Source organism: Candidatus Gastranaerophilales bacterium (assembly GCA_028693235.1).
Classification (GTDB): Bacteria; Cyanobacteriota; Vampirovibrionia; order Gastranaerophilales; family Gastranaerophilaceae; genus JAQUVW01.
Genome location: JAQUVW010000002.1, coordinates 413,069 through 439,382, shown reverse-complemented (window position 1 = coordinate 439,382; position 26,314 = coordinate 413,069). Strand labels below are relative to the sequence as shown.

Annotated in this window: 22 protein-coding genes; 12 read left to right on the top strand and 10 right to left on the bottom strand. The window is 35.9% G+C overall.

Annotated elements, in window-relative coordinates; all coding sequences use genetic code 11:
- Positions 1 to 6: 6 nt before the first annotated feature.
- Positions 7 to 408, bottom strand: a complete 402-nt coding sequence (locus PHV37_05220) for a rhodanese-like domain-containing protein (protein ID MDD3237481.1) — start codon at positions 406 to 408, stop codon at positions 7 to 9.
- Positions 409 to 480: 72 nt separating this feature from the next.
- Complete coding sequence (locus tag PHV37_05215; GenBank protein ID MDD3237480.1) at positions 481 to 864, bottom strand: putative metalloprotease CJM1_0395 family protein; 384 nt, start codon at positions 862 to 864, stop codon at positions 481 to 483.
- Positions 865 to 1,156: 292 nt separating this feature from the next.
- Between PHV37_05215 and PHV37_05210 the strand changes: the two genes are divergently transcribed.
- The 7 genes from PHV37_05210 to carB are packed head-to-tail and all read left to right on the top strand — an operon-like array spanning position 1,157 to position 10,691.
- Complete coding sequence (locus PHV37_05210) at positions 1,157 to 1,930, top strand: FAD-binding oxidoreductase (protein MDD3237479.1); 774 nt, start codon at positions 1,157 to 1,159, stop codon at positions 1,928 to 1,930.
- Complete coding sequence (locus PHV37_05205; protein MDD3237478.1) at positions 1,924 to 2,865, top strand: dihydroorotate dehydrogenase; 942 nt, start codon at positions 1,924 to 1,926, stop codon at positions 2,863 to 2,865. Before PHV37_05210 ends, PHV37_05205 begins: the two co-directional genes overlap by 7 nt.
- Positions 2,858 to 3,445, top strand: a complete 588-nt coding sequence (gene pyrE, locus PHV37_05200; GenBank protein MDD3237477.1) for an orotate phosphoribosyltransferase — start codon at positions 2,858 to 2,860, stop codon at positions 3,443 to 3,445. The genes PHV37_05205 and pyrE overlap by 8 nt, the downstream gene beginning before the upstream one ends.
- Positions 3,439 to 4,368: an aspartate carbamoyltransferase catalytic subunit gene (locus tag PHV37_05195; GenBank protein MDD3237476.1), complete on the top strand. Its 930-nt coding sequence runs from the start codon at positions 3,439 to 3,441 to the stop codon at positions 4,366 to 4,368. The genes pyrE and PHV37_05195 overlap by 7 nt, the downstream gene beginning before the upstream one ends.
- Positions 4,358 to 5,632: a dihydroorotase gene (locus PHV37_05190; protein ID MDD3237475.1), complete on the top strand. Its 1,275-nt coding sequence runs from the start codon at positions 4,358 to 4,360 to the stop codon at positions 5,630 to 5,632. Before PHV37_05195 ends, PHV37_05190 begins: the two co-directional genes overlap by 11 nt.
- The gene (carA, locus tag PHV37_05185) at positions 5,632 to 7,473 is read left to right on the top strand and encodes a glutamine-hydrolyzing carbamoyl-phosphate synthase small subunit (protein ID MDD3237474.1); all 1,842 of its coding nucleotides are present in this window, start codon (positions 5,632 to 5,634) and stop codon (positions 7,471 to 7,473) included. Before PHV37_05190 ends, carA begins: the two co-directional genes overlap by 1 nt.
- Entirely contained in the window at positions 7,458 to 10,691 is a 3,234-nt protein-coding gene (gene carB / locus PHV37_05180) for a carbamoyl-phosphate synthase (glutamine-hydrolyzing) large subunit (GenBank protein MDD3237473.1), read from the top strand. The genes carA and carB overlap by 16 nt, the downstream gene beginning before the upstream one ends.
- A 119-nt stretch (positions 10,692 to 10,810) precedes the next feature.
- Here carB and PHV37_05175 read toward each other — a convergent pair whose 3' ends face one another.
- On the bottom strand, positions 10,811 to 10,987 hold the full coding sequence (locus PHV37_05175; protein MDD3237472.1) for a helix-turn-helix transcriptional regulator: 177 nt from the start codon (positions 10,985 to 10,987) through the stop codon (positions 10,811 to 10,813).
- 79 nt (positions 10,988 to 11,066) lie between these two features.
- On the opposite strand from PHV37_05175, the gene PHV37_05170 reads away from it, so the two are divergent.
- Complete coding sequence (locus PHV37_05170) at positions 11,067 to 11,555, top strand: hypothetical protein (GenBank protein MDD3237471.1); 489 nt, start codon at positions 11,067 to 11,069, stop codon at positions 11,553 to 11,555.
- On the opposite strand, the gene aroA is transcribed toward PHV37_05170, so the two are convergent.
- From aroA to trkA, 3 genes are read right to left on the bottom strand one after another with little or no spacing between them, the layout of a single operon-like run.
- Positions 11,552 to 12,823 carry a 3-phosphoshikimate 1-carboxyvinyltransferase gene (aroA, locus tag PHV37_05165; GenBank protein MDD3237470.1) on the bottom strand — a complete coding sequence of 424 codons (1,272 nt, stop codon included), beginning with the start codon at positions 12,821 to 12,823 and terminating at the stop codon, positions 11,552 to 11,554. The two genes, PHV37_05170 and aroA, sit on opposite strands and share 4 nt — an antisense overlap.
- A gap of 46 nt (positions 12,824 to 12,869) precedes the next feature.
- Positions 12,870 to 14,330, bottom strand: a complete 1,461-nt coding sequence (locus tag PHV37_05160; GenBank protein MDD3237469.1) for a TrkH family potassium uptake protein — start codon at positions 14,328 to 14,330, stop codon at positions 12,870 to 12,872.
- Positions 14,331 to 14,333: 3 nt separating this feature from the next.
- On the bottom strand, positions 14,334 to 15,674 hold the full coding sequence (gene trkA, locus PHV37_05155; GenBank protein MDD3237468.1) for a Trk system potassium transporter TrkA: 1,341 nt from the start codon (positions 15,672 to 15,674) through the stop codon (positions 14,334 to 14,336).
- A 468-nt stretch (positions 15,675 to 16,142) separates the two neighbouring features.
- Between trkA and PHV37_05150 the strand changes: the two genes are divergently transcribed.
- The gene (locus tag PHV37_05150) at positions 16,143 to 16,766 is read left to right on the top strand and encodes a uracil-DNA glycosylase (protein MDD3237467.1); all 624 of its coding nucleotides are present in this window, start codon (positions 16,143 to 16,145) and stop codon (positions 16,764 to 16,766) included.
- 178 nt (positions 16,767 to 16,944) lie between these two features.
- On the top strand, positions 16,945 to 19,650 hold the full coding sequence (locus PHV37_05145) for a hypothetical protein (GenBank protein MDD3237466.1): 2,706 nt from the start codon (positions 16,945 to 16,947) through the stop codon (positions 19,648 to 19,650).
- Between the two features lie 77 nt (positions 19,651 to 19,727).
- Here the strand turns inward: PHV37_05145 and murQ are convergent, their stop codons facing one another.
- Genes murQ through rsmA form a run of 3 tightly spaced genes read right to left on the bottom strand, consistent with a single transcriptional unit; the run spans position 19,728 to position 22,305 of the window.
- Complete coding sequence (murQ, locus tag PHV37_05140; protein MDD3237465.1) at positions 19,728 to 20,627, bottom strand: N-acetylmuramic acid 6-phosphate etherase; 900 nt, start codon at positions 20,625 to 20,627, stop codon at positions 19,728 to 19,730.
- The gene (ispE, locus tag PHV37_05135) at positions 20,621 to 21,472 is read right to left on the bottom strand and encodes a 4-(cytidine 5'-diphospho)-2-C-methyl-D-erythritol kinase (protein ID MDD3237464.1); all 852 of its coding nucleotides are present in this window, start codon (positions 21,470 to 21,472) and stop codon (positions 20,621 to 20,623) included. Before ispE ends, murQ begins: the two co-directional genes overlap by 7 nt.
- A complete protein-coding gene (gene rsmA, locus PHV37_05130; protein MDD3237463.1) occupies positions 21,469 to 22,305 on the bottom strand; it encodes a 16S rRNA (adenine(1518)-N(6)/adenine(1519)-N(6))-dimethyltransferase RsmA in 837 nt (278 codons plus the stop codon). The genes ispE and rsmA overlap by 4 nt, the downstream gene beginning before the upstream one ends.
- A 65-nt stretch (positions 22,306 to 22,370) precedes the next feature.
- Here rsmA and PHV37_05125 point away from each other — a divergent pair, with 65 nt between their 5' ends.
- Positions 22,371 to 23,714, top strand: coding sequence for a glutamate-cysteine ligase family protein (locus tag PHV37_05125; protein ID MDD3237462.1), 1,344 nt, complete (start codon positions 22,371 to 22,373; stop codon positions 23,712 to 23,714).
- A gap of 107 nt (positions 23,715 to 23,821) precedes the next feature.
- The gene (locus PHV37_05120) at positions 23,822 to 24,895 is read left to right on the top strand and encodes a glycerophosphodiester phosphodiesterase family protein (protein ID MDD3237461.1); all 1,074 of its coding nucleotides are present in this window, start codon (positions 23,822 to 23,824) and stop codon (positions 24,893 to 24,895) included.
- Positions 24,896 to 24,957: 62 nt separating this feature from the next.
- Here PHV37_05120 and clpX read toward each other — a convergent pair whose 3' ends face one another.
- Positions 24,958 to 26,304, bottom strand: coding sequence for an ATP-dependent protease ATP-binding subunit ClpX (gene clpX, locus PHV37_05115; GenBank protein ID MDD3237460.1), 1,347 nt, complete (start codon positions 26,302 to 26,304; stop codon positions 24,958 to 24,960).
- Between the last annotated feature and the right edge of the window lie 10 nt (positions 26,305 to 26,314).

Genomic DNA, 26,314 nt, shown 5'->3' with positions numbered 1-26,314 from the left:
CAAGAACTACCCTTCGTTGGCTTTTGTTTTTACGATTTCATATCCATGGTTAGCCCATGACTCGAAACCACCTGACAATTCCAGAACCGAATATCCGTGTTGAACCATAATCAACGCTGCTTTTTTGCCCAAATGACAAGTTGCATTGTAGCAATAAACAATTGTCGGTTTTGATTTATCAATAATTTTCAAATTTTCAACAAGATTTTCAAAAGGTATATGAACCGCAAAGGGGATGTGCCCTGAAATATAATCCTCGTAGTGACGAACATCGACCAAATTAAAGAAATTCAAATAATCATCCATTTCTTTTTCGAGGTCATAAGGACTCATTGTATAAGCCAACTCATTTTCAAAATAATCAATAGAACGTTCTAAATCATTGGTAATTTCAATATACTTAAACATAAAAACAGACTCCTGATAATGTAACATCAAGAGTCTATTATTTCTTATAATTTTTTTAAACCGACAGTATGGTTACCCCATGATATCAAGCTTGTTGCCGGATTGTTTGTTTTTAGCCTCATCATTAGCCATAGCAAGGACACTGCGAGCCTCTGCAGCGACTTTGTAATCTTGAGCAGAAGGGTCAGAAGGAGCCATAGCCGAATCAATGACCTGTTGAGCTTGTTTTATTGTCAATTCAGGTTTTGTCTTGTTCAAACCAGGCATTTTGATATCAACATGCCCACCGGTAATTAGCCCCGAACCATCTTTGTCGATAACAATACCACCGCCCAACGAGCCTGCTTTAGACTTATGAGCGAGTTCGTGAGCATAAACGTCTTTATATCGTTTTTGATTTTCTACCTTCAAATCTTGAGGCGACAAGCCAGAGCCTGAACTAAAGCCTATAGACATAGCACTACCTTCTTCCTTTTCCTATACTTATAAAAACATTTTTCCAAAATAGTTGTTGTGTAATGGATGAAATTTTTACATAAATTAATTATTTCCTTGACTTTTTCAAGTAGAGCTATTATCGTAATACAAGATTAAATTTGAGGAAAAAATGAAAAAAAGATTGTCAAGCACAATTGAATATAGATTTTAAAAGGGAAAACTTTTTGTTTTCCCTTTTTTACGGATTGCGAGCAGAGGCTAAAGGGCTTGCGAAGAGCAAGACCGAAACGCAAGAGATTATGAGGACAAAATGTTAAAAGAAAAAGAAAAAAATATAAGAGCGACGAAGTCGCATAAAGGCTCGGTTACGAGGATAGAGCAGGTTTCAAAAAACACTCATTACATTGAATTTGAAACAGAAAAGCCATTTTTTTCCAACCCTGGTCAATACGTATCGATTTTATGTAACAATTTAAGCCTTAGACGCCCATTCAGCATTGCTTTCAACAAGCAGGACAGAATAGGCGTTCTTTTTAAAGAAAAAGGTGAAGGAACAAAATTCATAAAAAGCCTGACTGTCGGAGATAATATCGATTTTATTGGAGCTTTAGGCAATAGATTTAATATCCGAAACGAAAAATCTTTGTTAATAGGAGCAGGCGTTGGTGTCGCTCCTATTTTTTATATGAAAAATAAACTTGAAGAATTAAATATTGATTACAAAATGTATTCTGGTTTTTCATCTAAAAGTGATATCCCACAAAGATTTGACCTTGGCTGTATTTTTACAGACGACGGCTCTTTCGGCAAAAAAGGAAGCGTTGTTGATTACCTTGAAGAAATAATAGAAAATTACAAACCAAAAATTATTTATGCCTGCGGACCGAGAATAGTCTTACAAAAAACCGCTCAACTCGCACAAAAGCACCATATTGCTTCACAAATAGCGATGGAAAAAGTTATGGCTTGCGGAATCGGAGTATGTAGAGGCTGCGTAATTAGAATTATCAAAAACGGCAAGGAGCAAAACGCAACTGTTTGTAAGGACGGACCGGTTTTTAAAGGCGAGGAGGTAGTATGGTAGCAATTGAAAAAGCTGACTTAAGCGTAAATTTAAACGGACTTGAGCTAAAAAACCCTATTTTGACTGCGTCAGGAACCTTCGGATTTGGCGACGAATTTGAAGACTTTGTCGATGTAAAAAAACTTGGTGCAGTGGTGACAAAAGCTGTCACACTACTACCGAGAGAAGGGAACAAAACAAATCGTCTTATTGAAGTAAAAAGCGGAATTATTAACTCAATAGGGCTTGAAAACCTTGGAGCAGAAAGGTTTTTCGAGGAGAAAGTTCCTATGATGAAAGAAAAAAATATTGAATTTATTATGAACATGGCAGGAGCTGACGAAAACGAATATGTAGAGCTGGCTAAAATGTCTGAACAAAACGACCTCAAAGCAATTGAACTAAATGTGTCGTGCCCGAATGTAAAATCCGGCTGTTTGGAATTTGGAACAGACGAAAAAACTCTCGAAAATTTGGTAAAACGAGTTAGAAACGAATTTTCAGGCACACTGATTGTCAAGCTAACTCCCAATGTAACTTCAATCGAAAAAATAGGTATAGCCGCTCAAAAAGCAGGTGCAGACATTATTTCAGCCATTAATACTGTTAAAGGATTGGGGCTAAAGTTGACTTTTTCAAATGGAAAATTTCAAAAGGAAATGGTTACAGGAGGTTTTTCAGGAGAAGCAATAAAACCAATCGCCCTTGGTGCTGTATTTCGTCTGAGCAAAACTGTCGATATTCCGATAATCGGAATGGGCGGAATTTCAAAATTGCAAGATGTATTAGAATTTTTTACAGTAGGAGCAGACGCAATTCAAATAGGAACTGCAAATTTTACTCACCCTGACATTTCAGAGTCAATAATAGCGGACCTCCAGAGCTTTATGAGCAAAAACGGATTTAAAAATATTAAAGAATTAAAAACAAATTTGAAAGGAGCTATAAATGAATAATAACGAGGCTTTAGACCTTCTAAAAGAAACTCAAGGAATGCTAAAAGGACATTTCTGCCTTACTTCTGGATTACATTCTGATACATATTTTCAATGTGCAAAACTATATCAATATCCTGAAATCACAGAAAAAATTGCAAAATCATTAGCAGAAAAACTTTCCACGCTTGATTTTGACACAATTATAGCACCTGCCGTAGGTGCAGTAATAATGGGCTACGAAACCGCCAAACAAGCCAAAAAACGCAGTCTTTTTGTCGAAAGAAAAGACGGAAAAATGGAGCTTAGACGAGGCTATAGCTTAAAAAGAGGAGAAAGAATAGTCATAGTTGAAGATGTGATAACAACAGCCCGCACAATTAATGAAACGTTAGACGCAATCAAAGAATATGACGCCGAGCTTGTCGCTGTAGGCTGTATCGTCGACAGAACAGCAGGGAAAACTGACTACGACATAAAATCCGTAATTCAAATGACTCCGGTACTTTACAAAGCTGAAAATTGCCCGCTTTGCAAAGAAAATATCCCCATTGAAAAACCGGGCAGCCGCAATAATGATAAGGTTCTTGCAAAATGCTAAAAGATTTAATCGATATAAAATCATTAACGAATGATAATATTAATTTAATCATTAAAACCGCTCAAGACTTTAAATCAGGGCTTTTACAAGCTGATTTGAAAAGCACAATCGTAGCATTGATGTTTTATGAAAATTCAACAAGAACCCGTTGCAGCTTTGAAATTGCGGCTAAAAGACTAAATATGATTACGACGATTTTCGACACAAAATCATCTTCACTTTCAAAAGGCGAATCATTGGAAGACACGATTGAAAACCTTACCGCACTAGGAGTTGAGGTAATAGTCTTGCGTCACAACGAAAACAATATAATCAATACTATAAAAAGAAAAATTAAAGCGGATATAAAGTTCGTAAACGCAGGCACAGGAAGCCATTCGCACCCAACACAAGCTCTTTTGGATTATTTTACAATGCTAGAAAAATTAGGAACTGTCAAAAACAAAAAAATCACAATCGTCGGCGACATAAAAGATAGCAGAGTCGCAAAGTCAAATATAGCCTTATTAAGCAGGTTTGGAGCTGACATTCATATTGCAGGGCCGAAATATTTTATGCCTGAAAAAGCAGATTTTGAGGGTGTAACTTTTCACAAAAACCTGATTGATGCAATTATCGATTCCGATATCGTAATGACTTTGAGGATACAAAAAGAAAGACTTGAGGCGGATTTCGGTCTTGATATTGAAGATTATAAAAAAGATTTTCAGATTAATAAAAAAATTCTGGCACAATATGCCCCAAACTCAATATTAATGCATCCAGGACCTGTTAACAGGGGTATTGAATTAACCTCAAATCTAATTGATTCAGAAAAAGGAAAAACTATTTTAGAACAAGCTCAAAACGGCGTTTTTATCAGAATGGCAATTTTAAATTTAATCGCAAATTCAAAAAAACAGGAGGCTATTTATGCTTCTTAAAGGTGCAAGAATAATTGACCCTAAAAGCAACATTGATAAGGTTTTAGATATAAGAATAGAAAACAAAATTATAACTAAAATCGCAAAAAATATTGAAGCAAATGAAATGGAAATAATCCTTGATTTTAGCGGAAAAATAATCACTCCCGGCTTAATCGACCTGCACACTCATTTAAGAGAACCCGGATTCACAGACAAAGAAACAATAGAAACAGGCATAAATGCAGCAATTGCAGGAGGCTACACCGCCATCTGTCCGATGGCAAACACAAAACCCTGTAACGACAATGTTTTAACCTTAAAAGATATGTTCAAATCTTCTGAAAAAGCAAAAGGCATAGGCTTCTATCCTGTTTGTGCCGTCACAAAAGAGCTTCAAGGGGAAAAAATAGTAAACATAAAAGAGCTTAAAAAGCTTGGAGCAGTAGCTTTTTCAAACGATGGCAAGCCGATTGAAGACATGACATTATTAGAAAATATTTTAAGCTATACAAGGGATTTAGACGTTTTGGTAATTTCACACTCTGAAATTTTAGAACTCTCTCAAGGCGGTTCAATAAATGAGGGCGAAACCAGCAAAAAATATGGAATTAAAGGAATTCCAACAGCCGTAGAATATACAGCAGTAGCTAAAGAGCTTGATATTATCAGAAAAACCCAAGCCCCATACCATTTTGCACACATTTCCACAAGAAAAAGTATAGATTTGATAAGAAAAGCAAAAGCAGAAGGACTAAAAGTCACTTGTGAAACGGCTCCACATTATTTCACACTTACAGAAAACGACATAAATCCCCAAAACGGAATATTCAAAATGAATCCGCCACTTCGCACGCAAGATGACCTTGAAGCAGTAATAGAGGGGCTTTCAGATGGTACAATAGACGTAATCGCTACTGACCACGCGCCTCACACTATTTATGAAAAAAATTTACCTATTGAAGAATCACCCTTCGGTATAGTAGGGCTCGAAACAGCCTTGGCACTAACCTTAGCACTGTCAGGCAGGGTCGAACTTCCTATTCTCATTGAAAAATTGACATTTAGCCCTGCAAAAATTCTTAAATTGAAAAATCAAGGCACAATCGAAATAGGAAAAATCGCAAATTTAACAATAATTGACCCCGATTTGGAGTGGACAGTCAATGCAAAAAACTTTAAATCAAAATGTAAAATATCGCCATTTGAAGGTAAAAAATTAAAAGGTAAAGCAATAGGAAGTTTTATCAACGGAGAATTTATAAACTTAGAGGAGAATACATAATGGAAATCGACCCGAAAATAAAAGAGAAAATCGTTCTCGCACTAGATGTTGACAACATATCAAAAGCAAAAGAAATGATTTTGGAGCTTAAAGATTACGTCGGCGTTTTTAAAATAGGTTTACAGCTTTACACCGCTAACGGCGGGGAAATATTTAAATTTATGAAAGAGCAAAACATCGATTTTTTCTTTGATGTAAAGCTTTTAGATATCCCGAACACTGTCGCAAAAGCCTCAGAAAATATCATCAGAAACGGTGCTGCTTTTTACAATGTTCACACGATGGGTGGCTCTGAAATGATGAGAAAATCAGCAATTTCAGCAAGAAAAACAGCCCTTGAAATCGGTGCAAAAAAGCCTATAGTTCTAGGCGTAACAGTCCTCACCAGCATTAGTGATGATACATTAAACAACCAACTAAAAGTGCCCCTAAAATCAAATGACTACGTAACAGAACTTGCAAAACTCGCAAAAGAAAGCTCCTTAGACGGCGTGGTTGCAAGCGTTTGGGAAGCTAGAAGAATAAAACAAGCCTGCGGAAAAGATTTCAAAGTCCTTTGCCCCGGAATTCGTCCGGAATGGGCTTCAAAAAACGACCAGAAAAGATTGGCAACACCTAAAAAAGCAATACAAGAAGGTGCCGATTATTTAGTCATCGGAAGAGCCGTAACAGCCTATGAAAACAGAGTCGAAGCTATGAAAAAAATCTATGACGAAATCGAAAATACAATGCTAACCCAAAATGAATCTTCTCCGAATTCTACAGCCAAATTAATCCTCGAAAACGGTATGATTTTTGAAGGAGAATCAATTGGTGCCACAGGAATAGCCTACGGCGAAATCGTTTTTAACACTTCAATGAGCGGCTATCAGGAAATTTTAACCGATCCGTCTTACGCCGAACAAATCATAGTTATGACTTACCCTGAAATCGGGAACTACGGCATAAACAAAGAGGATTCTGAATGCGGAAAAGTTCAGGCAAAAGGTCTCATCGTGAAAAATGCATGCTCGCAAGAAAGCCACTACAAAAGCATTATGAACATATCTGATTACCTCAAACAAAACAACATTATTGCTCTAAACAAAGTCGACACACGTTTGTTGACCAAAATAATAAGAGAATCAGGCGATATGAGTTGTGCAATAACAACAAATGAAATTACTCGTGAATTAAAAGAAAATATAAAAAAATTCAAAGTCAGCAACAACATAACTCTTGAGGTTTCGACATACAAAAAAGAAAAAATAGCTGGATGTGGCGTAAAGGTCGCCATAATAGACCTAGGAGCGAAAAAAAGTATTATAGAAAACTTAAAAAAATATAACGCAGATATAACTATCTTCCCTGCAGACATTGACTCTAAAGTGATTTTAGAGGAAGAATTTGACGCAGTAATATTGTCAAATGGTCCAGGCGACCCAAAAGATGCAACAAAGACAATAGAAACAGCAAAAAATCTGTTAGGAAAAATTTCGCTCTACGGAATTTGTTTAGGCCATCAGATTTTAGCAATAGTAACAGGTGCTCAAACCTACAAGCTCAAATACGGGCACAGAGGCGGAAATCACCCTGTTATAAACCTTCAATCAAACAAAGTGTTTATGACCGCACAAAATCACGGCTACGCTATAAAAGACGGGAGTCTGCCTGATTGCGTAGAAGTAACATACAGAAATCTCAACGACGGCACAATCGAGGGAATTAAATCTGACAAATACAAACTAGAATCAGTACAATTTCACCCAGAAGCCGCACCCGGTCCAAACGACACTGATATAATATTTAAAAATTGGATTCAAAATATTAGAAAAGAGAGTGAATTATGCCAAAAAATTTAGATATAAAAAAAGTTCTTGTAATAGGTTCAGGTCCAATAGTGATAGGACAAGCAGCGGAATTTGATTACGCTGGAGTTCAAGCTTGCAGAGCTCTTAAAGAAGAAAATCTAAAAGTAATCCTCGTAAACTCAAACCCAGCAACAATCATGACCGATGAAGACATCGCTGACAAAGTCTACATTGAGCCCCTAACCATAGAAGCTTTGACCTTCATTATAAAAAAAGAACGCCCTGACGGAATAATTGCAACTCTAGGCGGTCAAACAGGTTTAAACCTCGCTGTAGAGCTAAGCGAACAAGGTGTTTTCGACAAATACAATGTGAAACTTTTAGGCACTAATATAGACTCTATCCAAAACGCAGAAGACCGTGAACTCTTTAAAAATCTCATGATGGAAATAAATGAGCCAATCCCAGAAAGCGACTGCGTTTCAAGCTTTGATGACGCAAAAAAATTCGCTCAAAAAATAGGCTTCCCGATAATAGTTCGCCCCGCATACACTCTTGGCGGTTCCGGTGGTGGCATCGCCTCCAACATGGAAGAATTCGAAGATATTGTCGGCACAGGACTTGCTATGAGCCCTATATCCCAAGTGCTCGTTGAAAAAAGTATCGCCGGATACAAAGAAATTGAATATGAGGTTATGCGTGATTCTAATGACACGTGCATTACAATTTGCAACATGGAAAATATAGACCCAATCGGTATTCACACAGGTGACAGCTATGTTGTAGCACCATCTCAAACCCTAACAAACAAAGAATATCAAATGCTCAGAAGCTCCTCCATAAAAATAATCAGAGCCTTAAAAATTGAAGGCGGTTGCAACGTTCAATACGCTCTAGACCCTGTAAGCAACCAATATTACGTAATAGAAGTCAATCCCAGAGTCAGCCGTTCATCAGCTTTAGCCTCTAAAGCAACCGGCTACCCAATAGCAAAAGTCACAACAAAAATCGCTATCGGTTACAACCTGCACGAAATTACAAACTCAATAACTCAAAAAACCGTAGCAGCTTTTGAACCAGCATTAGACTACGTTGTAACTAAAATCCCAAAGTGGCCTTTTGACAAATTTGCCCACGGCGACAGAATCCTCGGTACAAAAATGAAAGCGACCGGCGAAGTTATGGCAATTGGCAGAACCTTCGAAAGTTCCTTCAAAAAAGCTGTAACCTCTATAGAATCAAAATTTACAGGGATTCTCAGAGGCTGTCACATGGACTGCGGTGAAGATGAATTAAAAGCCCTACTCCACGTCCAAGACGACAGGCGAATCTTTAGAGTAGCAGAAGCTTTGAGCAGAGGCATTTCCGTAAACGAAATAAACAAAATCACGAAAATTGATAAGTGGTTCATCAACAAAATGAAAAATCTTGTCGATTTTGAACAAAGATTAAAATCAGAAGAACTTACAAAAGCTCTATACATTGAAGCGAAAGAAAAAGGCTTCCTTGACTCTGAAATAGCCTCTATCTCTTGCCGTGAACAAAAAGAAATAGAAGATTTTCGCTCTCAAAACAACATAAAAGCCTCATTCAAAATGGTGGACACCTGTGCTGCTGAATTTAAAGCCTACACTCCTTACTACTACTCAACATATAACGAATTTGACGAAAATCAAGTCAGCGAAAAAGACAGCATAATGATTTTAGGCTCAGGTCCAATCAGAATAGGGCAAGGCATCGAATTTGACTACTGTTCCGTCCACGCTGCCTGGTCTGTTCGTAAAAACGGCTACGAATCAATAATAGTAAACTCTAACCCGGAAACATTAAGCACAGATTTCGACGTCGCTGACAAATTGTTTTTCGAGCCGATGTACATTGAAAACATAATGAACATAATTGAAAAAGAATCGCCAAGTGGCGTTATGGTTCAATTTGGCGGTCAAACCGCTATCAACCTCGCCTCTAAACTCGAAAAAAGAGGCGTAAAAATACTCGGAACCAGTCTTGAATCAATAAATATAGCAGAAGACAGAAAACTATTTGAACAACTTTTGAGAAAATTGAATATCCCGCAACCTAAAGGTGGTGCCGTTTACACGATTGACGAAGCTCGCCAAAAAGCTCTTGAGCTCGGTTATCCTGTACTTGTTCGCCCATCTTACGTAATAGGCGGACGTGGTATGCAAGTTGTTTACAACAAAAAAGAGCTCGAAAGCTACATAGAAAATGCTTTGAAATTTTCAGGCAAACATCCTATCCTTATTGACCAATATATTGAAGGTTCTGAAATGGAACTCGATGCAATTTCTGATGGCGAAAATGTCCTTATTCCTGCGATAACAGAGCATATAGAACGTGCAGGAATACACTCCGGTGACAGTATTGCAATTTATCCTACACAAAAACTCTCTAATGAAATCAAAGAAAAATTAATCTCTTATACAGAAAAAATCGCAAAAGAGCTCCAAATAAAAGGTTTAATGAACATACAATTTGTCCTTAAAGACAATATTCCCTATGTCATTGAAGTAAACCCGAGAGCCTCAAGAACAGTGCCGATTTTGAGCAAAGTAACAGGTATTCCGATGGTCGACATTGCCATAAACGCAATCCTCGGAAACTCAATAATAGAGCAAGGATACAAAACAGGACTCGCTAAAGAAACAAACCTTGTTTGTGCAAAAGTCCCTATCTTCTCATTCCAAAAACTAAACAGAATTGACCCCGCTTTAGCCCCTGAGATGAAGTCTACAGGGGAAGTCCTCGGTATAGACACTACCTACGAAAAAGCTCTCATAAAAGGATTTTTAGCAGCCGGTTATGAAATGAGCAACAAAAGAGGCAATGTTTTGATTTCTATAAATGACCACTTTAAAAAAGATTGCATTGATGTCGCTCAAACCCTTACAGAAATGGGGTACACACTAATCGCAACTACAGGAACTCATAACTTCCTATCGCAATATGGAATTGACTCTAAAGAAATCGAAAATTTCGACATCGAAAAAATTCAACGAAATATGAAAAACAAAGAACTAAGCTTCATAATAAACGCCCCTACGACAAACAACGACCCAAAAAGATACGGCTCTCAAGACAGAGGTTTCTTAATAAGAACAATAGCTGAAATGTATTCAACTCCTTGTTTTACAGCCTTAGATACAGCTCGTGCGTACCTCGAGGCATTAAAGTTCTTCAACCAAAACGAAACCCTAACATACAACAGCATAGAAATCTACAGAGATAAAGAACCTGCTTTAGTTTAAATTGATATGGTGTAGTGCTATGACGGTTTCTATAGCCTCATTGCACTCACCTTTTTCAGGCTCTTCTAGCTCTCAAAATAATTATCCAAATCAAAGCCCTACGGCAATGTATTTTGAAATTATGCTGCAAATTCAGAAAAAGACATCCCTAAAGCACCAACAATTCGCCACAAAGTTGTCAACTGAATATTTCGCTTTCCCTTTTCTATATTACTCAGATGCCCCCTGCTTATATTGTTCATAAGTGCAAATTCATTTAAGCTCACGTTTTTCTTTTCCATTCTGAGCCGCTTCAATGTTTTCCCGAAAATTCCATCTTTAATCAACAAAACAAACCAAGAAGAATATAAAACATCCCTGAAAAAAGCTGTTTCAATGCTTCAACAAGCATCCAACCTTGAATATGCAGAAACAGGACGAACAAGCATTGACATGGGTCCAACCAGTCAAGATTGGTACGACAACTTTTTTAAAAAAAGATTCAATATAGTAAGCTCAATGCCATCATCCTCAAGCAAAGCTGTGAATGAAGGTTGGCGTTATAGTGGAGATATTACATTCTATACTGCTGACGGTATGGCTTTTTCAATTGAAGGACACAACAGTTTTTGTGCAATTACTATTGACGTTAATGGAGATAAAAAGCCTAATAAATTTACCCTGTCTAAAGACGATTTGAAAGACGGTTATACTATTGGGCTACAAAGCTTTAATAACATAACCGGAGATTACATGAATGGAGCTGCTGTCGTAGCATTAGCAGGACCTGCCGCATGTATTATCGAGGGAAATAGCTCAAGAAATTGTGCTATAGATTTGAGTGAAAATCAATTACCTCCACCTCCACCTCCACCTCCAAACTAGATATCAGACATCAAGTCCAAGAACTCAGGAAATGATATATCAACCCACTGAAATTCATTTACAGTTATTGGGGTTTCTGCAATCAAACCTGCTACATAAAGGCTCATCGCAATTCTATGGTCGTGGTAACATTCATGAGTTGAATCGCCACTTAATGAACTTTTGCCCTTTATCAAAAAGCCGTCCGGTGTTTCTTCAACGTCGGCTCCGAGTTTTTTCAGTTCATCACTAACACATTTAATTCTATCGGCTTCTTTATTTCTAAGGTCTTGGGCGTCTTTTATCACGGTTGTCCCTTCTGCCTGTGTAGCTGCTACTGCAAGAACAGGAATTTCATCTATCAACCTTGGAATAATTGCTCCCTCAATAGTAGTGGCTTTCAAATTTGAATATCGAACCCTTATATCTGCAACTTTTTCGCCTGAAATTTCTCGTTCATTTAAAACTTGAATATCTGCATTCATTTGTATCAAAGCATCGATTATTCCGGAGCGGGTTTCATTTACCCCCACATTTATCAAGGTTATATCGGAGTCTGGAACAATACTCGCCGCCACCATAAAAAATGCAGCTGATGAAATATCTCCGCAGATAGAAATATCTTTTGCTTGAAGCTTGGATTTCTTTATCGAAACCTTATTTCCGTCAACTTTTATATCTGCTCCGAGATATTTAAGCATCAATTCTGTATGATTTCTTGATTTGAAAGGTTCAACAAACGAAGTAACCCCCTCTGAAAAAAGCCCTGCCAACAAGACACAAGACTTGACTTGTGCTGACGATAATTGCGACACATAATCTACACCATTTAGCTTTTGCCCCTGTATCTTCAAAGGTGCCTTATAATCTTTATGCTCCAGCTTAGCCCCCATAAGTTCCAGCGGCGAAATAACCCGCTTCATAGGTCTTTTCGAAAGGCTAACATCACCAACAAGTTCAGAATTAAAACTTTGCCCTGCCAAAATCCCAGACATCAATCTCATTGTCGTGCCTGAATTTCCACAATCAAGAACAGCATCAGGTGCATTCAAAGCCTTTGAAGCATCAACTATGACTGTTTTATCGTCTAAAAAATCAACTTTGCACCCAAGCTTTTTAACAATATTTAAAGAGCTATGACAATCTGCTCCTTTTGAAAAATTTGATATTTTAACTCGTCCACCCGTTAAAGCGGAAAACATTGCGGCTCTATGACTTATCGACTTATCTGAAGGTATCTCTATAACGCCTTTAAGTGGAGTTTTTCGTTTTTCTATCGTAATATCCATAGCTATATTAGACTATAGTCCTCTATTTTTTGCAATCGCAACAAATTTATCTTTTTACATTAGTCCAAAAATCAGGGTGTAAAAGTGCCAAAAACGGAATAAGCTCTAATCTTCCGACAAGCATATTTATTATATAAATAATCTTTGTTAAAGGACTCAAAACAACAAAGCTTCCCATAGGACCAATCAAGCCAAAACCCGGGCCAATGTTACCTAAAGTAGTAATAGCACCAGTCATTCCGATTATAAGATTATGTTCAATTATACTTGTCACAAAAGCTGAAACTGCAAAAATTAAATAATAAAAAATCACAAACCCAAGCAACTGTTTAACTATCTCGCTTGAAATAGAAACTTTGTTTATCCTAATAGGATAAACCCCGTTCGGATGATGGATTTGAGTTATTTGACGCTTAATATATTTAAAAATAAATACAAGCCTAACTACCTTAACGCCACCACCTGCAGAGCCTGCACAACCACCAACAAACATCAAAACAAATAAAAATGCCTTCGCACTGAATGCCCATAAATTAAAATCAGCAGACGCAAATCCGGTTGTGGTTATTATACTTATAACCTGAAATAAAGATTCTCTAAAAGATGCAACAAAACCATATTCGTGATTTAAAAACAATATCAACGCAATTACACACGCAAACCCTAATACTATTACAGAATACCAATTGAACTCCTCATCTTTAAACAAGCTCATAGGTTTTCGTTTTGTAATAATTTTATATTGCAACGCAAAGTTTGCACCCGACAAAAACATAAATAACGAAATAACCCAAACATATATCGGACAATTATAGCCCCATATGCTTTTCGGGTTAGGCGAAAATCCACCTGCCGCTAATGTGGAAAATGAATTGCAAAATGAATCAAACCAAGGCATTCCACATAATTTCAATATCACTATTTCTAATATGGTTAATATTATATATATTTTCCACAAGGCTGTTGCCGTATGTCGTATTCTGGGCGTAAATTTGTCCTCGGTAGGTCCAGGTGCTTCTGCAAAAAACATTTGTCTGCCAGCAACTGCAAATTGGGGCAAAATGGCTATAAACAAAACTATTATCCCCATACCTCCAAGCCATTGGCTCATTGAACGCCAGAAAAACATTGTTTTCGGGTACAAAGAAAAATCCGACAAAATAGTGGCACCCGTAGTCGTAATCCCTGAAACCGCCTCAAACAAAGCATTTAAAGGGCTTATATTATAAAACAAATACGGCACCGCTGATACTACTCCGAAAATAATCCAAGAAAGGGCTACTATAAATAATGCCTCTGACTTTTTTAAGTCGTTCAATTTATTTCCGTCAACCTTTTTTGGATTACAAAAAACACCAATCGTATAAGAGCTGAATGACGCCATTATAAAGGGTATCAATGAATAATAATCCTTGTAATACAATGCAACCAAGCAAGGTGCCAATATCACCAATGCTATGTATTTTAATACTAAACTGATTGCTATAAGTATGTGTGACGTTCTCATTTATCAAGCTTTCTTAAAAAACTCTTTTATCGTATTTGAGTTTTCTTTGGTGGTAAATATAATCAAATTATCATTCGCCATAACATGCGTTGTACCTTTTGGAATTATTACCTTATTCCATCTTTGAATTATTGCAATGATTGCTTTTACGGGTAACTGCAAATCCATAATCCTTTTATACTCGAATTTTTGAGGAACCGTGATTTCGATAATTTCGCCCTGACCACGTTCTACTGTTGCCAAAATATCCACATCTGTTTCAATCAAGTGGTTTTCAATCTCATCTATAGCAGCTTCATTAGGAGAAACAGCTACATCAATTCCGACTTTTTCAAACAACGCCGCATTTGCATCTTTTGAAACCCTTGTAATTATTTTACTTACCCCTAATTGCTTTGCAAGTAACGAGCATAAAAGATTTTTTTCATCATTATTCGTAACACTAACAACGACTTCACTCTCTCCTATAGACTCAGACTCTAAAAGCTCCAAGTTAGTACCATCACCATGCAAAACCAATGTTTTCTTCAAATTTTCCGTCAAAAATTCACATCTTTTATAATCTTTTTCGATGATTTTAGTTCTGATGTTCATTTTTTCTAAATTTTGAGCAAGCATCATTCCGACACTTCCTCCACCAATAATACTTACGGATTTAATCATCTCGGCACGTTGGAAAAATTCACCTGCCAATATATCTAACGAATAGGCAGACCCCATAAAAATGACTTTATCATTAAGTTCCAAAGTCGTTTCACCATCAGGAATAAACAATTTTGCATCTCTCGTTATACCCACAATCAATGTTTCATCAGGGAAACAACAATCTTTGATTGTTTTATTCAAAATTTTGGATTCTTCCTTAATTCTATACTCAAAAAGTCGAGCTTTACCTTGGGCAAAATTTTCAACGTCAATCGCATTTGGAACCGTTATTATTCTAAAAATTTCTTGAGTTAAAAGCTCTTCAGGCCATATCACATGGTCAATCAACAGCTCTGCTTGATATTTTGAACCTTTTACCAATGACAATGATTCCAAATATTCTTGTTTTTTCACGAAACATACGGTTTTTACAGGGCTCATGCTTTTGGCGGTTAGGCAAGCGACTATGTTTGCCTCCTCCATATCCGTGCAAGCAATAAACACGTCTGCATTTTGTATTTGTGCGGTTTCCAAGACTTTTATATTGGAGCCGTTTCCGTGGACGAAGCTTATATCAAGTTTATTAAAATCATCGCTTCTGTTTTCTTCTTTGTCTATTATTGTTATATCGTGGTCTTCAAAGAGTTCTGTCGCAATCAAGCAACCAAGTTCATTTGCACCAAAAATTACAATTCGCATAAATTATCCTTATTCTATTAATTTATAAACTAAATACAATATCTTTTCAACTTATTTAAGTGTTGGAGGAGATTGAATAGGCTAAAATACTTCACTTCGCTAAGAACAAAGAGTATTTAAAAGACTAAAACCATAAAAAAGCAACAACACAAAGTGCTATAATCAACATTGAACGAATATTAAACTGTTTTAAAAGTCTAAGCCTATTTGTTTGTCGTGACGCCATTTTTTACGGCTCAGTACTCACCTCGAAAAAGTCAAAAAAATCCCCTTCCGAAGAAGGGGTTGAGCACTAAGCATAAGCAATCAGAAGAGTTGAGGATTTACTCTCACATCATACTTGTTTTACCCCCTCGAAACATTCCACTTGACGGCTATTTTAAGCTATAAGCATTTCGGTTAATTAAAACAACTTTTGATTTATATTCTTTTTTGAAATAAAATAATCTCATTAGACTTGGAGATTATATGCAATATCTGAACTTTAACGAACAGGAGCTCACTCCTGAACTAAAACAAAAATCTATCAACCAAATCCTTAAAGTTTGCAACCAATGCTATAGTTGCCCTCTCGGCAAAACCAGAGATAATTTGGTCTTCTCAGATGGGAACCCCAATGCAAAAATTATGCTAATCGGCGAAGCCCCCGGAGCAGAAGAAGATGCCTCAGGTACCCCTTTCGTAGGTAGAGCCGGCAGATTGCTGAATGACCTCCTTCAAGAATGTAATATCGACAGAAACAAAGACCTCTATATCTGCAACACTGTTAAATGCAGACCCCCAGAGAACAGAGTGCCGACTGATGAAGAAAAACAAACCTGCTCTTCCTTTCTATCTGCACAAATCAATATTGTTCGTCCAAAAGTCATTGTCCTTTGCGGTGCTACTGCCGCTAAAACTTTCCTCGGGGATAAAATTAAAATTTCTCAAATTAGAGGTCAATGGTCCACCCTATTCGGCAACATAAAGTCCATTGCAATTTTTCACCCCTCTTATCTGTTGAGAAACCATTCACTTGAAGAAAATTCTCCAAGATGGCTCACTAAACAAGATTTAATCGAAATTAAAAAGGTCGCTTACTCCAACAATTAAATTTTTTATAAGATTTGCTTAAAAAATTGTAATATTTCAAAACGCCCCAACCCCCATCATAGCAAGATTTTTGCAATATTACCATTATTTATTCCAGCTTAAATCCTCAATTAATGCACCATCGGCTTGAGTCTGATAAAATATGTATATTGTAGTTATAACAGTCTAGAGAGAAAATATGTCAGAAGATAAGGAATTCAAAAACGTTTTAGAAAAAATTCAAATCCAACTCGATAAAATCGCGGCACTTGATGAAGGCGATATTATTGAATTGAAAAATAAATTGCGAGAAATTACAGATACAATGGCTCAAGAAAATTCTGTCGAAAATTTCTCTGAAATTAAAGACAAAATCAAATCTCTCGATAACACAAACTCTGATATGAAAACTACTATGAAAAATCTTATCGACAAAACTTCTTCTATGATTGAAAAATTGTCCTCTACAGACCATAGCTCTATCATCAAACTGCAAACCTTTTTGACTGACCTATCCTACCAAATCTCTAAACTTAAAGAAGAAGTTCAACATAATGACTCTGAAAACAGCAAATATATCGACGAGGTTTTTGACGAGCTTAGAGATACTATCGAAAAATCTCAAGAAGAAATCTCGGACAGCTTTAAAGTTAATTTTGAAGGCGTTAATACCTCATTTCAAGGTCTTGTCGAAAATGTTCTCGACAAACTGAATGAGCTTAATTCTACCTTCGAAACCTACAATAATAACCTTGTTAAAGACGTTATTGAAGCCGTTAATTCCCAAAAAGAGTCCTTGGCTAAAATGTCCTCTGACCTTGAGGAGTTTAAAGAATCTGATACGTCCATTCTTCTAGAGGAAGTTAAACAAAAACTCGCTTCTCTCCATGAAAGTTTGTCCGCTGAACTCAAAGAAATGATTACAACTGCTTCTGACAAGCAGGATATCCAAATATTAAAAGCCGTTTCTATTAAAAATACTGACGGAATTCAACAATTTTTATCTCAAATTCAAGAAGATTCTATCGAGCAAACAAAAGATATTATCAAAAAATTAAAAGAACAAAATGAAATCTTTGAAGACTTAGATTTGGTCGAAAAAATCAACAAATTAGATGTAATCTACGACAACATCAGCATTTTAAACAGCTGGGTCGAAAAAATCGATTTAATAAAAGAAAACTTGAGCTCTGTAAGTGCTAAAATTGAAAACTTCCCTGACGTTCAAAACAAAGTTAATGCGGTTTACAACAATATTTCTGTCTTGAGCGAATGCTCTGAAAAACTTGATAATATTGACGCTAAACTCGACGATTCAACAACAGACAAAGTTGATATTATCTACGAAAACGTTTCTTCTTTAAACGAATGGGCTCAAAAACTTGACGCCATCAATGCCAAAATAGACGATGATACTTCTGATAAAGTTGACGTTATTTACGAAAACATTTCAAACCTTAACATCTGGGCTAAAAAACTGGATAACATCGACAAACAAGTCGCCGAAATAGACTCTAAATTGGCTCAAAAAACATCCTCTCAATTACAAAAAATTGATGAACAATTATCAACTTTGGACTCAAAAGTTGAACTATACGCTCAACCAACAGAAGACGAAGAAGCTAACTCTGATAAAATTGATATTATTTATGAAAATATCTCTCTTCTTAACGGTTGGGCTAATACTCTTGACTCTGTTAATGACGAGGTATCTAACATCTCCAGTTGGGGATTTAAAATCGAAGAAATTAGAGAAAAACTAGAAAACCTTTCTAACGAATTTGAAATCATTACAACTGCAACTAAAGATGATACTGATGAATATATCTACACTCTTTTGGATATTGAATCTGACTTTGCTAAACTTCACTGTGCTCTTGAAGAAAAAGAGCAAGAAAAAAAAGAATTCTTAGAAAATATCACTGAGGTTTCGACCAATACTGTTGAAGATATTCAAGTCATCAAAAATTGCTTTGAAGAATTGAACGACGATATTTCTAGCATCAGCAAAAGAACCAACAAATTGATTTTGACCTCTGATGAAGCAAACAAAACCTTCAACAATCATTTGTTTGAATTTTCAAAACTTATTGATGATTTACACAAAAAAATCGCTGCTTTTAACCCAATTAAACAATATTCTCTACTTGAAAATAAAGCCAACACCATAAAAAAACTAGTGGCTTCAAACCTTGCCTCAAGTAAAAGTTTAAACGAAGCTTTTATCTACCTTGCTGAATGGGTTGATTCTACAGGCTCTATCATAAATTCAATCCAAGAAAATGTTATCAATGTCACTCCGCAACTAGACGTTATGAAAGCTCAAATGAATAATATCGAAGAAAACTCTTCTAAAGTTGATATTATTGAATTAAAAGTTAAATTTGATGACCTTGTCGAAAAATTAAATTCTATCTCAAAAGAAAAAACAGAATTGATTTCATCAAATGTCAATCAGCTCAAATTAACCATGGCTTCTGCTTTAGACAATCAAAAAAATGATATTAAAAACGAAGTAAAAATTGAAATGACTTCGCTTAATAAAGATATTACGTCTAAGCAAGAAGAAAACAAAACAGCTGTAATCACTGCGATTTCAGGTATTCAAAACAGAGTTGAAAATCTTGAAACAAAAATGGATAGTCTTGAAAACAAGTTGAATTCTATCGATGAAAAACTTGCAAAACTTGTCGCAAAAGCTGATGAAGAACCTGAAGAAAACACACCTAACGAACTTGCTGAAATGAAGACTGTTATGGATTTCATCGCTTCTCAAGTGATTTCTGCAAATGAAAACTCTATTAACAACAAGGTTTTAAACCAAAAAATGGAAGTTATGGAGCATCAACTAGCAAAATTTGAGAAAAATATTGCAAGGATTGTTTCATATCTGGATGAAGACTAAAGTTTTCCTAACAGGCTTGATTACGTTCACAATGACAACTAATCCAGAGTGGTGTAAAACATTGTTATCACTCAAAACTAAACATCAAGTTTTTCGAAAACTTTCCTTAAAACTCCATTGTTTGAAGCTAAAAGCTCTGTAGCAACGCTCGTTTCAACACCGTATTTAAGAGTCAAAACAGCTTCTTTTACTTTATATCCATTGTCTTGAAGAACAGTTTTTGCTTTATTTTGCTCAATGCCAACAATCGCCGAAACTATTCTTTCTGCTCTATCTTTTAGTTTTATATTTGTAGGTTTTACATCTATCATATAATTTTCATAAGTTTTTCCGATTTTAATCATTGAAGCTGTCGTAAGCATATTCAAAACAAGCTTTTGAGAAGTACCTGCTTTCATTCGAGTAGAACCCGTAACCACTTCGGCACCTGTTTCAACGCAAATAAAGACATCTGTATTTTGTTTTATCTTTGCATTTCTATTTGACGACACGGAAATACGTTTGCAGCCTGATTTTGTAGCTATTTTTAAGATTTCAACAACGTAATTTGCATTTCCGCTCGCAGAAATTACACAGATTGTATCATTTGAAGATACTTGCAATTTTTTAAAATCAGTTTTTGCGAGTTCAACAGAATCTTCTGCTCCTTCAATTGCATTTCTTAAAGCGATATCACCACCAGCTATAACACCAACAACCATTGAAGATGGGACATTAAATGTAGGTGGGCACTCTGAAGCATCTAAGACGCCCAATCTTCCGCTTGTGCCTGCTCCAAAATATATCAATCTTCCATTTTGCAAAAAATTTTCTGAAATTATATCAACCGCCTTGGCTATTGAAGGTAATTCCGTTTCTATTGTTTGAGCAACTTTTTTATCTTCATCATTGATTATTTTGACAATTTCTAAAGATTCAAGTTTATCAATATCTTTTGATAAAGGATTAACAGCTTCTGTTTTACTAAGTTCTAGCATACCTCAACACCTGTATTTATTGACTTTAGTCCATTTATCACTATAAATTTTTCTGTATCAAATTCATAATTTATTCGTTTTTTTACAACAAAAAAAGTTGGACCGCTACCTGACATCATTGAGCCCTTTACGGATTTTTTCATAAATTGAAGCTCCTCATAATCATTGATAACGGCATTTTCCAAGCTGTTATACAACAAAGAGGCATCAAACTCACCTTTTTTCAATTTTTCTAACATTTTATGGGTATTATCAGGAGATGTTTTATCTTTTAGCTGTGCAAATTTTGTATAAGCTTCCTTAGCTGAAATGCCAAATTTACACGGTTTTACCAGTGAAACGTCAAATTGAACAAAAGGTATAGCTTCTATTTTTTCCCCACGAGATGTGCATAATGCACAGCCACCTTTTAGGCAAAAATTCAAATCAGAGCCCAAAGAAGCACAAATTCCATCAATCTCATCATCAGATAAAGAGTTTAACAATTTATTTAACGCATACAAAACAGCAGCACCATCAGTGCTTCCACCGGCTAATCCTGCTGCCACCGGAATATTTTTTTCTATATTTACCTTTAAATAAATATTTTTAATTCCGGCTTTTTCAAAATATTTATGAGCCGCTTTAAAAACAAGATTGTGCTCATTATAAGGAATTTCAATGGAATTCCCCGTAAGTATAATATTTATACCGGTTTCATTTTCATCAACTTCGACAGTTAAATAATCGTACAAATCAACCGCCTGCATAATACTTTGAAGATTATGGAACCCATCTTCCCTTTTATTTAAAACCTCAAGTGTTAAATTTATTTTTGCGGGTGCTTTTACTTTTATTTTTTTCATAAATTTTCTTTCAATTTTTCTGACAACTCACCTATCGCCTTTATCGACAAGGTTTCACCTCGTATCTCTTGAGGAATATTTAATTCTGTCAGCGTTTCTTCAACTGCATCTTTAGAAAAACCTGCATTTATCAAAGAATTTTTTATGTTTTTTCTTCTCGTGGCGAAACAAGCTTTTGAAACTTTTTTGAAAAAAGTATAGTTTTGCAAACTCAAAAGCGGTTCTTTGTTGACCTCTAATTTTATAATAGCAGAATCAACTTTCGGAGCAGGGAAAAAGCTTCTTGCACCAACTTTTCTAACAATCTCAGGATTAGCCCAAAATTGAGCCAAAATAGTCAACAATCCAAAATCTTTACCCATAGATTTTTCAGTAGCGACAAGCCTTTTGGCAACTTCAAACTGAACCATCAACGTAATTTGAGAAATAGAATTTCTGTTTTTATTATCCAAGTCATCGACTTCGCCCAACAAATGTGCCAAAATCGGGCTTGTAATATAATAAGGGATATTGGCTACAACCTTTAAATTGTTGCCAAACTGAGAGATATCAGTCTTCAAAACATCAGCATGGACAATCTCCAAATTGTCAGCATCTATTTTTTTTATCTCTTTGACCATGTCCTCGTCAAGCTCTATCGCAATTACCTTTTTTGCCTCCTTAACAAGCCTTTCTGTAACAAAGCCAAGCCCTGGACCGATTTCTATAACCGTATCTTCTTTAGTTATACCGCTTGTCTCAAAAATAGCATCTAAGGCTGACTCGTCAACTAAAAAATTTTGACCGAGTCTTTTTTTTGCTCTGAATTTCTTTGCTCTTTCGAAGTAGTTCATGTGTACTTATATAATAATACAAATAGCTAAATGTTTTAATACATTAATTCTGGTAAATTTCATATATGAGCATGATTAATATTAAAAATAAAGAATTAACAAGTAAAAAAGAAATTAGGGATTATTACCTAACTGGTGCAAAGCCTAAACATTTACACAAATTCGGAATGGAATATGAAAGAATAACAACAAACAAAAATGATTTCTCCATAATTCCTTATCACGGCGAAAAAAGCATATTCAGGCTCTTAAGGCAGATTGCATTCAAAGATGAATGGAGCTATTTAGTCGATTTCGGGCAAGTCGTAGGACTAAAAAAAGGACAATCGACAATAACATTAGAACCCGGTGGCCAGTTTGAAATTAGCGTCGCTGCTCAATTTTCTATCAAAGAACTTGAAAAAGAACTTGAAAAATTAACAAAAAAAACTAACGACATTGCAAAAAATCTTAATATTTCTTTCTTAAGCTACGGAATTTCACCCCTAAAAACCTACAAAGATATTTCGCTTATTCCCAAAAGACGCTATGAAATAATGTCGAGAGAACTCCTAGGCGACCATCACTCTAACATGATGCGAGAAACGGCAGGGCTTCAAGTAACAATGGATTACGAAACCGAAACTGACGCTATGAAAAAGCTGCAACTCGGGTTAAAACTCTCGCCCGTCATTTGTGCGATGTTTGCCAATTCGCCTATCTATAACGGTAAACTCTCCGGCTACAAAAGCTATCGTGCACTTGCTTGGCTCTTTACTGACAACAAAAGATGCGGTTTGATTAATGAAAAATTCTTCTTTAATAATATAGATTTGTCTTTTGATGATTATATAAACAAAATCCTCAAAATACCAATGCTTTACATAATGAGAGATAACAAAATCATTGAATTTTCTCAACAAATAGACTTTGAAACCTTTTTAAATCAAGGATTTCAAGGGCACAATGCCAATTTCTATGACTATCTTTTACACGCAAGTCTGTTTTTTCCGGAAGTTCGATTAAACAACTATCTTGAATTCAGAAACCACGATTCTCAAAAAGGTACTATGAAATATGCTCTTGCCGCATTATATAAAGGTATTTTCTTTAACACTCGTTCAATTAGCGATACTATGGAATTGTTTAAAAAATTCAATTATTCGGATTTCGCATTCGCAAGAGAATCAGTCCCAAGGCTCGCTCTTGAAGCACAACTGGGAAGTTATAAACTTCACAATATTGCAAAAGAATTATTGAAAATTGCTTCCATTTATTTAAGAAAAGAAGGCAAAAACGAAAATAAATACCTTGAGCCCTTACAAGAACTGATTAATCAGAACATGTGTCCTGCTGATTTGATAATCAAAAATTGGGAATCTAAATGGAGCCGAAATCTAAAAAAATTGATTGACTCTGTCGCCGACTAAATTTTATGATTGTAAATAATAATTAAGTATCATTTTTTTATCGTTCATTTTTGCCCTTTTCAATACTTATATTTTTGTAGCCAAATTTCATGAAATAGTAAGTAATAATGATAAACCCTCTTTTGCCTGAAACAAAAATTAATGAATGTAGAAGTCACAAAAAGAAAACTCCTTCTTTTAAAGAACTTTCGCAAAACAAAAAGCAACTCATTCCACAAGCTTTATTAATTACTCTTGCGATTTTATCGGCTCAGAATATGTCTTTAGCCCTGAAAAGAAACGAAAATCCACCTTATATAATTGAAGAAAGCTCACAAATGGATGAAAACAAAGACTATTCAGACATCACAATCGTTGCACCGCCAAATATTGAAAACTCAAAACACTATAACGAAAACAGCGAAAATGTATCGGCAATAGCCCACAGAGGCTATAGCCATATAGCCCCTGAAAACACTATTCCTGCCTTCGTTGCCGCAGCTCAACACGGTTTTAAAAAGGTTGAATGCGATGTAAGCTGGACTAAAGACTCCGTACCTGTTCTATTACACGATGAAACAATTAACAGGACAGCCTCTCGCAAAAACGGGTTTCCACTCATTCTCCCTAAAAAATGCAGCAATTTAAACTATAATGAATTATTGGATTATGATTTCGGAAGCTGGAAAGGTTCCCAATATAAAAATACAAAAATCCCTACATTTGCTGAATTTATCGACTGCTGCAAAGAAAATAATTTGCAACCCTACATAGAGCTCAAAGAAACAAAAGGCTTTGACTCTGAAAAAGCCGAAATGCTTGTCAACTACGTAAAAGAAGCAGGTCTTGAAAATGATGTCACCTGGATAAGCTTCAACGCTGATTATCTAAAACTCATAAATGAACAATCCGAAAATTGCCGATTAGGATATTTAACAAAAGATTTTTCATCTGACACTATAAGCACTCTACAATATCTAAATACGACCTTTAATGAGGTCTTTTTAGACATTAAAGCTGCTGCCATTGATGACAAATCCAGTGAAAGCATTCAGGATTCTGGCTTTTATTTTGAAGCATGGACCGTCGATACACCTGACGAACTTGACAAACTTTCCTCGCTCAATTGCAGAGGTATAACTACCAATTATTTTACAAACGATGATGTGAATGAATATTTTTTAAAAAGTGACATAAAATAAACTTCTGAAACAAAAAGAGAACCACTCTTAGGCAGTTCTCTTTTTATATCATTCTATCAGGCTTATGCGATATCTTCTTTTGGTTCAACAGTTGTAGCAGGTTTTGCTTCTTCCAACTTTTTGCTTGTTAAAGACACAACATCTGCACCACTATTACGCTTTTTCACCATATCTGCCGTTACAACGTACTCTTTCAAGTCTTCTTGTGACGGAATATCATACATAATATCAAGCATCAATTCTTCTACAATTGAACGCAATGCCCTTGCACCAGTCTTACGTTTAATAGCCTCTGCAGCTATCAAATTGACAGCATCGTCGTCAAATTTGAGTTCAACTCCATCCATATTCAACAAACATTGATATTGTTTCAACAATGCATTCTTTGGCTTAGTCAAAATCATCTTCAACGTATCTTCGTCTAACGAATCAAGAACTGCATAAATAGGAACACGTCCGATAAATTCAGGAATTAAGCCGAATTTAAGCAAATCTTCAGGTTGCAATTTTTTGAGTAATTTACCTGACTCAATCTCTTTTTCAGCCTGAGTTTTAGGTTTGGCAGCTCCAAATCCTAAAGAACTACCCTCGCCTGCTCTTCTTTCGACAATTTTTTCCAATCCGACAAAAGCACCACCGACTATGAACAAAATATTGCTTGTATCAATTTGAATGAATTCTTGGTGAGGATGTTTTCTTCCACCTTGAGGAGGAACATTCGCCACTGTACCTTCAATCATCTTGAGCAATGCTTGCTGAACACCTTCACCTGAAACATCACGAGTAATGCTCGGGTTTTCAGATTTTCTTGCAATTTTGTCGATTTCGTCGATATAAATAATGCCCCGTTCTGCCTTTTGTGAGTCGTAATCTGCACTTTGATACAATCTCAAAAGGATATTTTCGACGTCATCTCCGACATAACCTGCCTCTGTCAACGTTGTTGCATCTGCAACAGCAAACGGAACATCTAACATTTTTGCCAGCGTTTGAGCAAGCAATGTTTTTCCGCTTCCTGTAGGTCCGACAAGCAAGATGTTACTTTTTTGAATTTCTACGCCTGCTTCGTCTTTTCCTTTTGCTACAGCATTATGTGCTATACGTTTATAGTGATTATACACGGCAACTGATAACACCTTTTTTGCATCATCTTGTCCAACAATAAATTCATCAAGATATGTCTTTATTTCATGCGGTTTTGGAACACTGGTAATGTCAGCCTCTTTTTGTTCTTCTGCTGCTTCTTTTTTATCTTTGTTCTCGAAAAATTCTTCATCTAAGATTTCGTTACACAATTCGACACACTCGTCGCAGATATATACTTCAGGACCAGCAATAAGTTTTTTTACTTGGTCTTGAGTTTTTCCGCAAAATGAACATTTTAGGCGACTGTCATCGTGGTTAACCATTCTTTTCTCC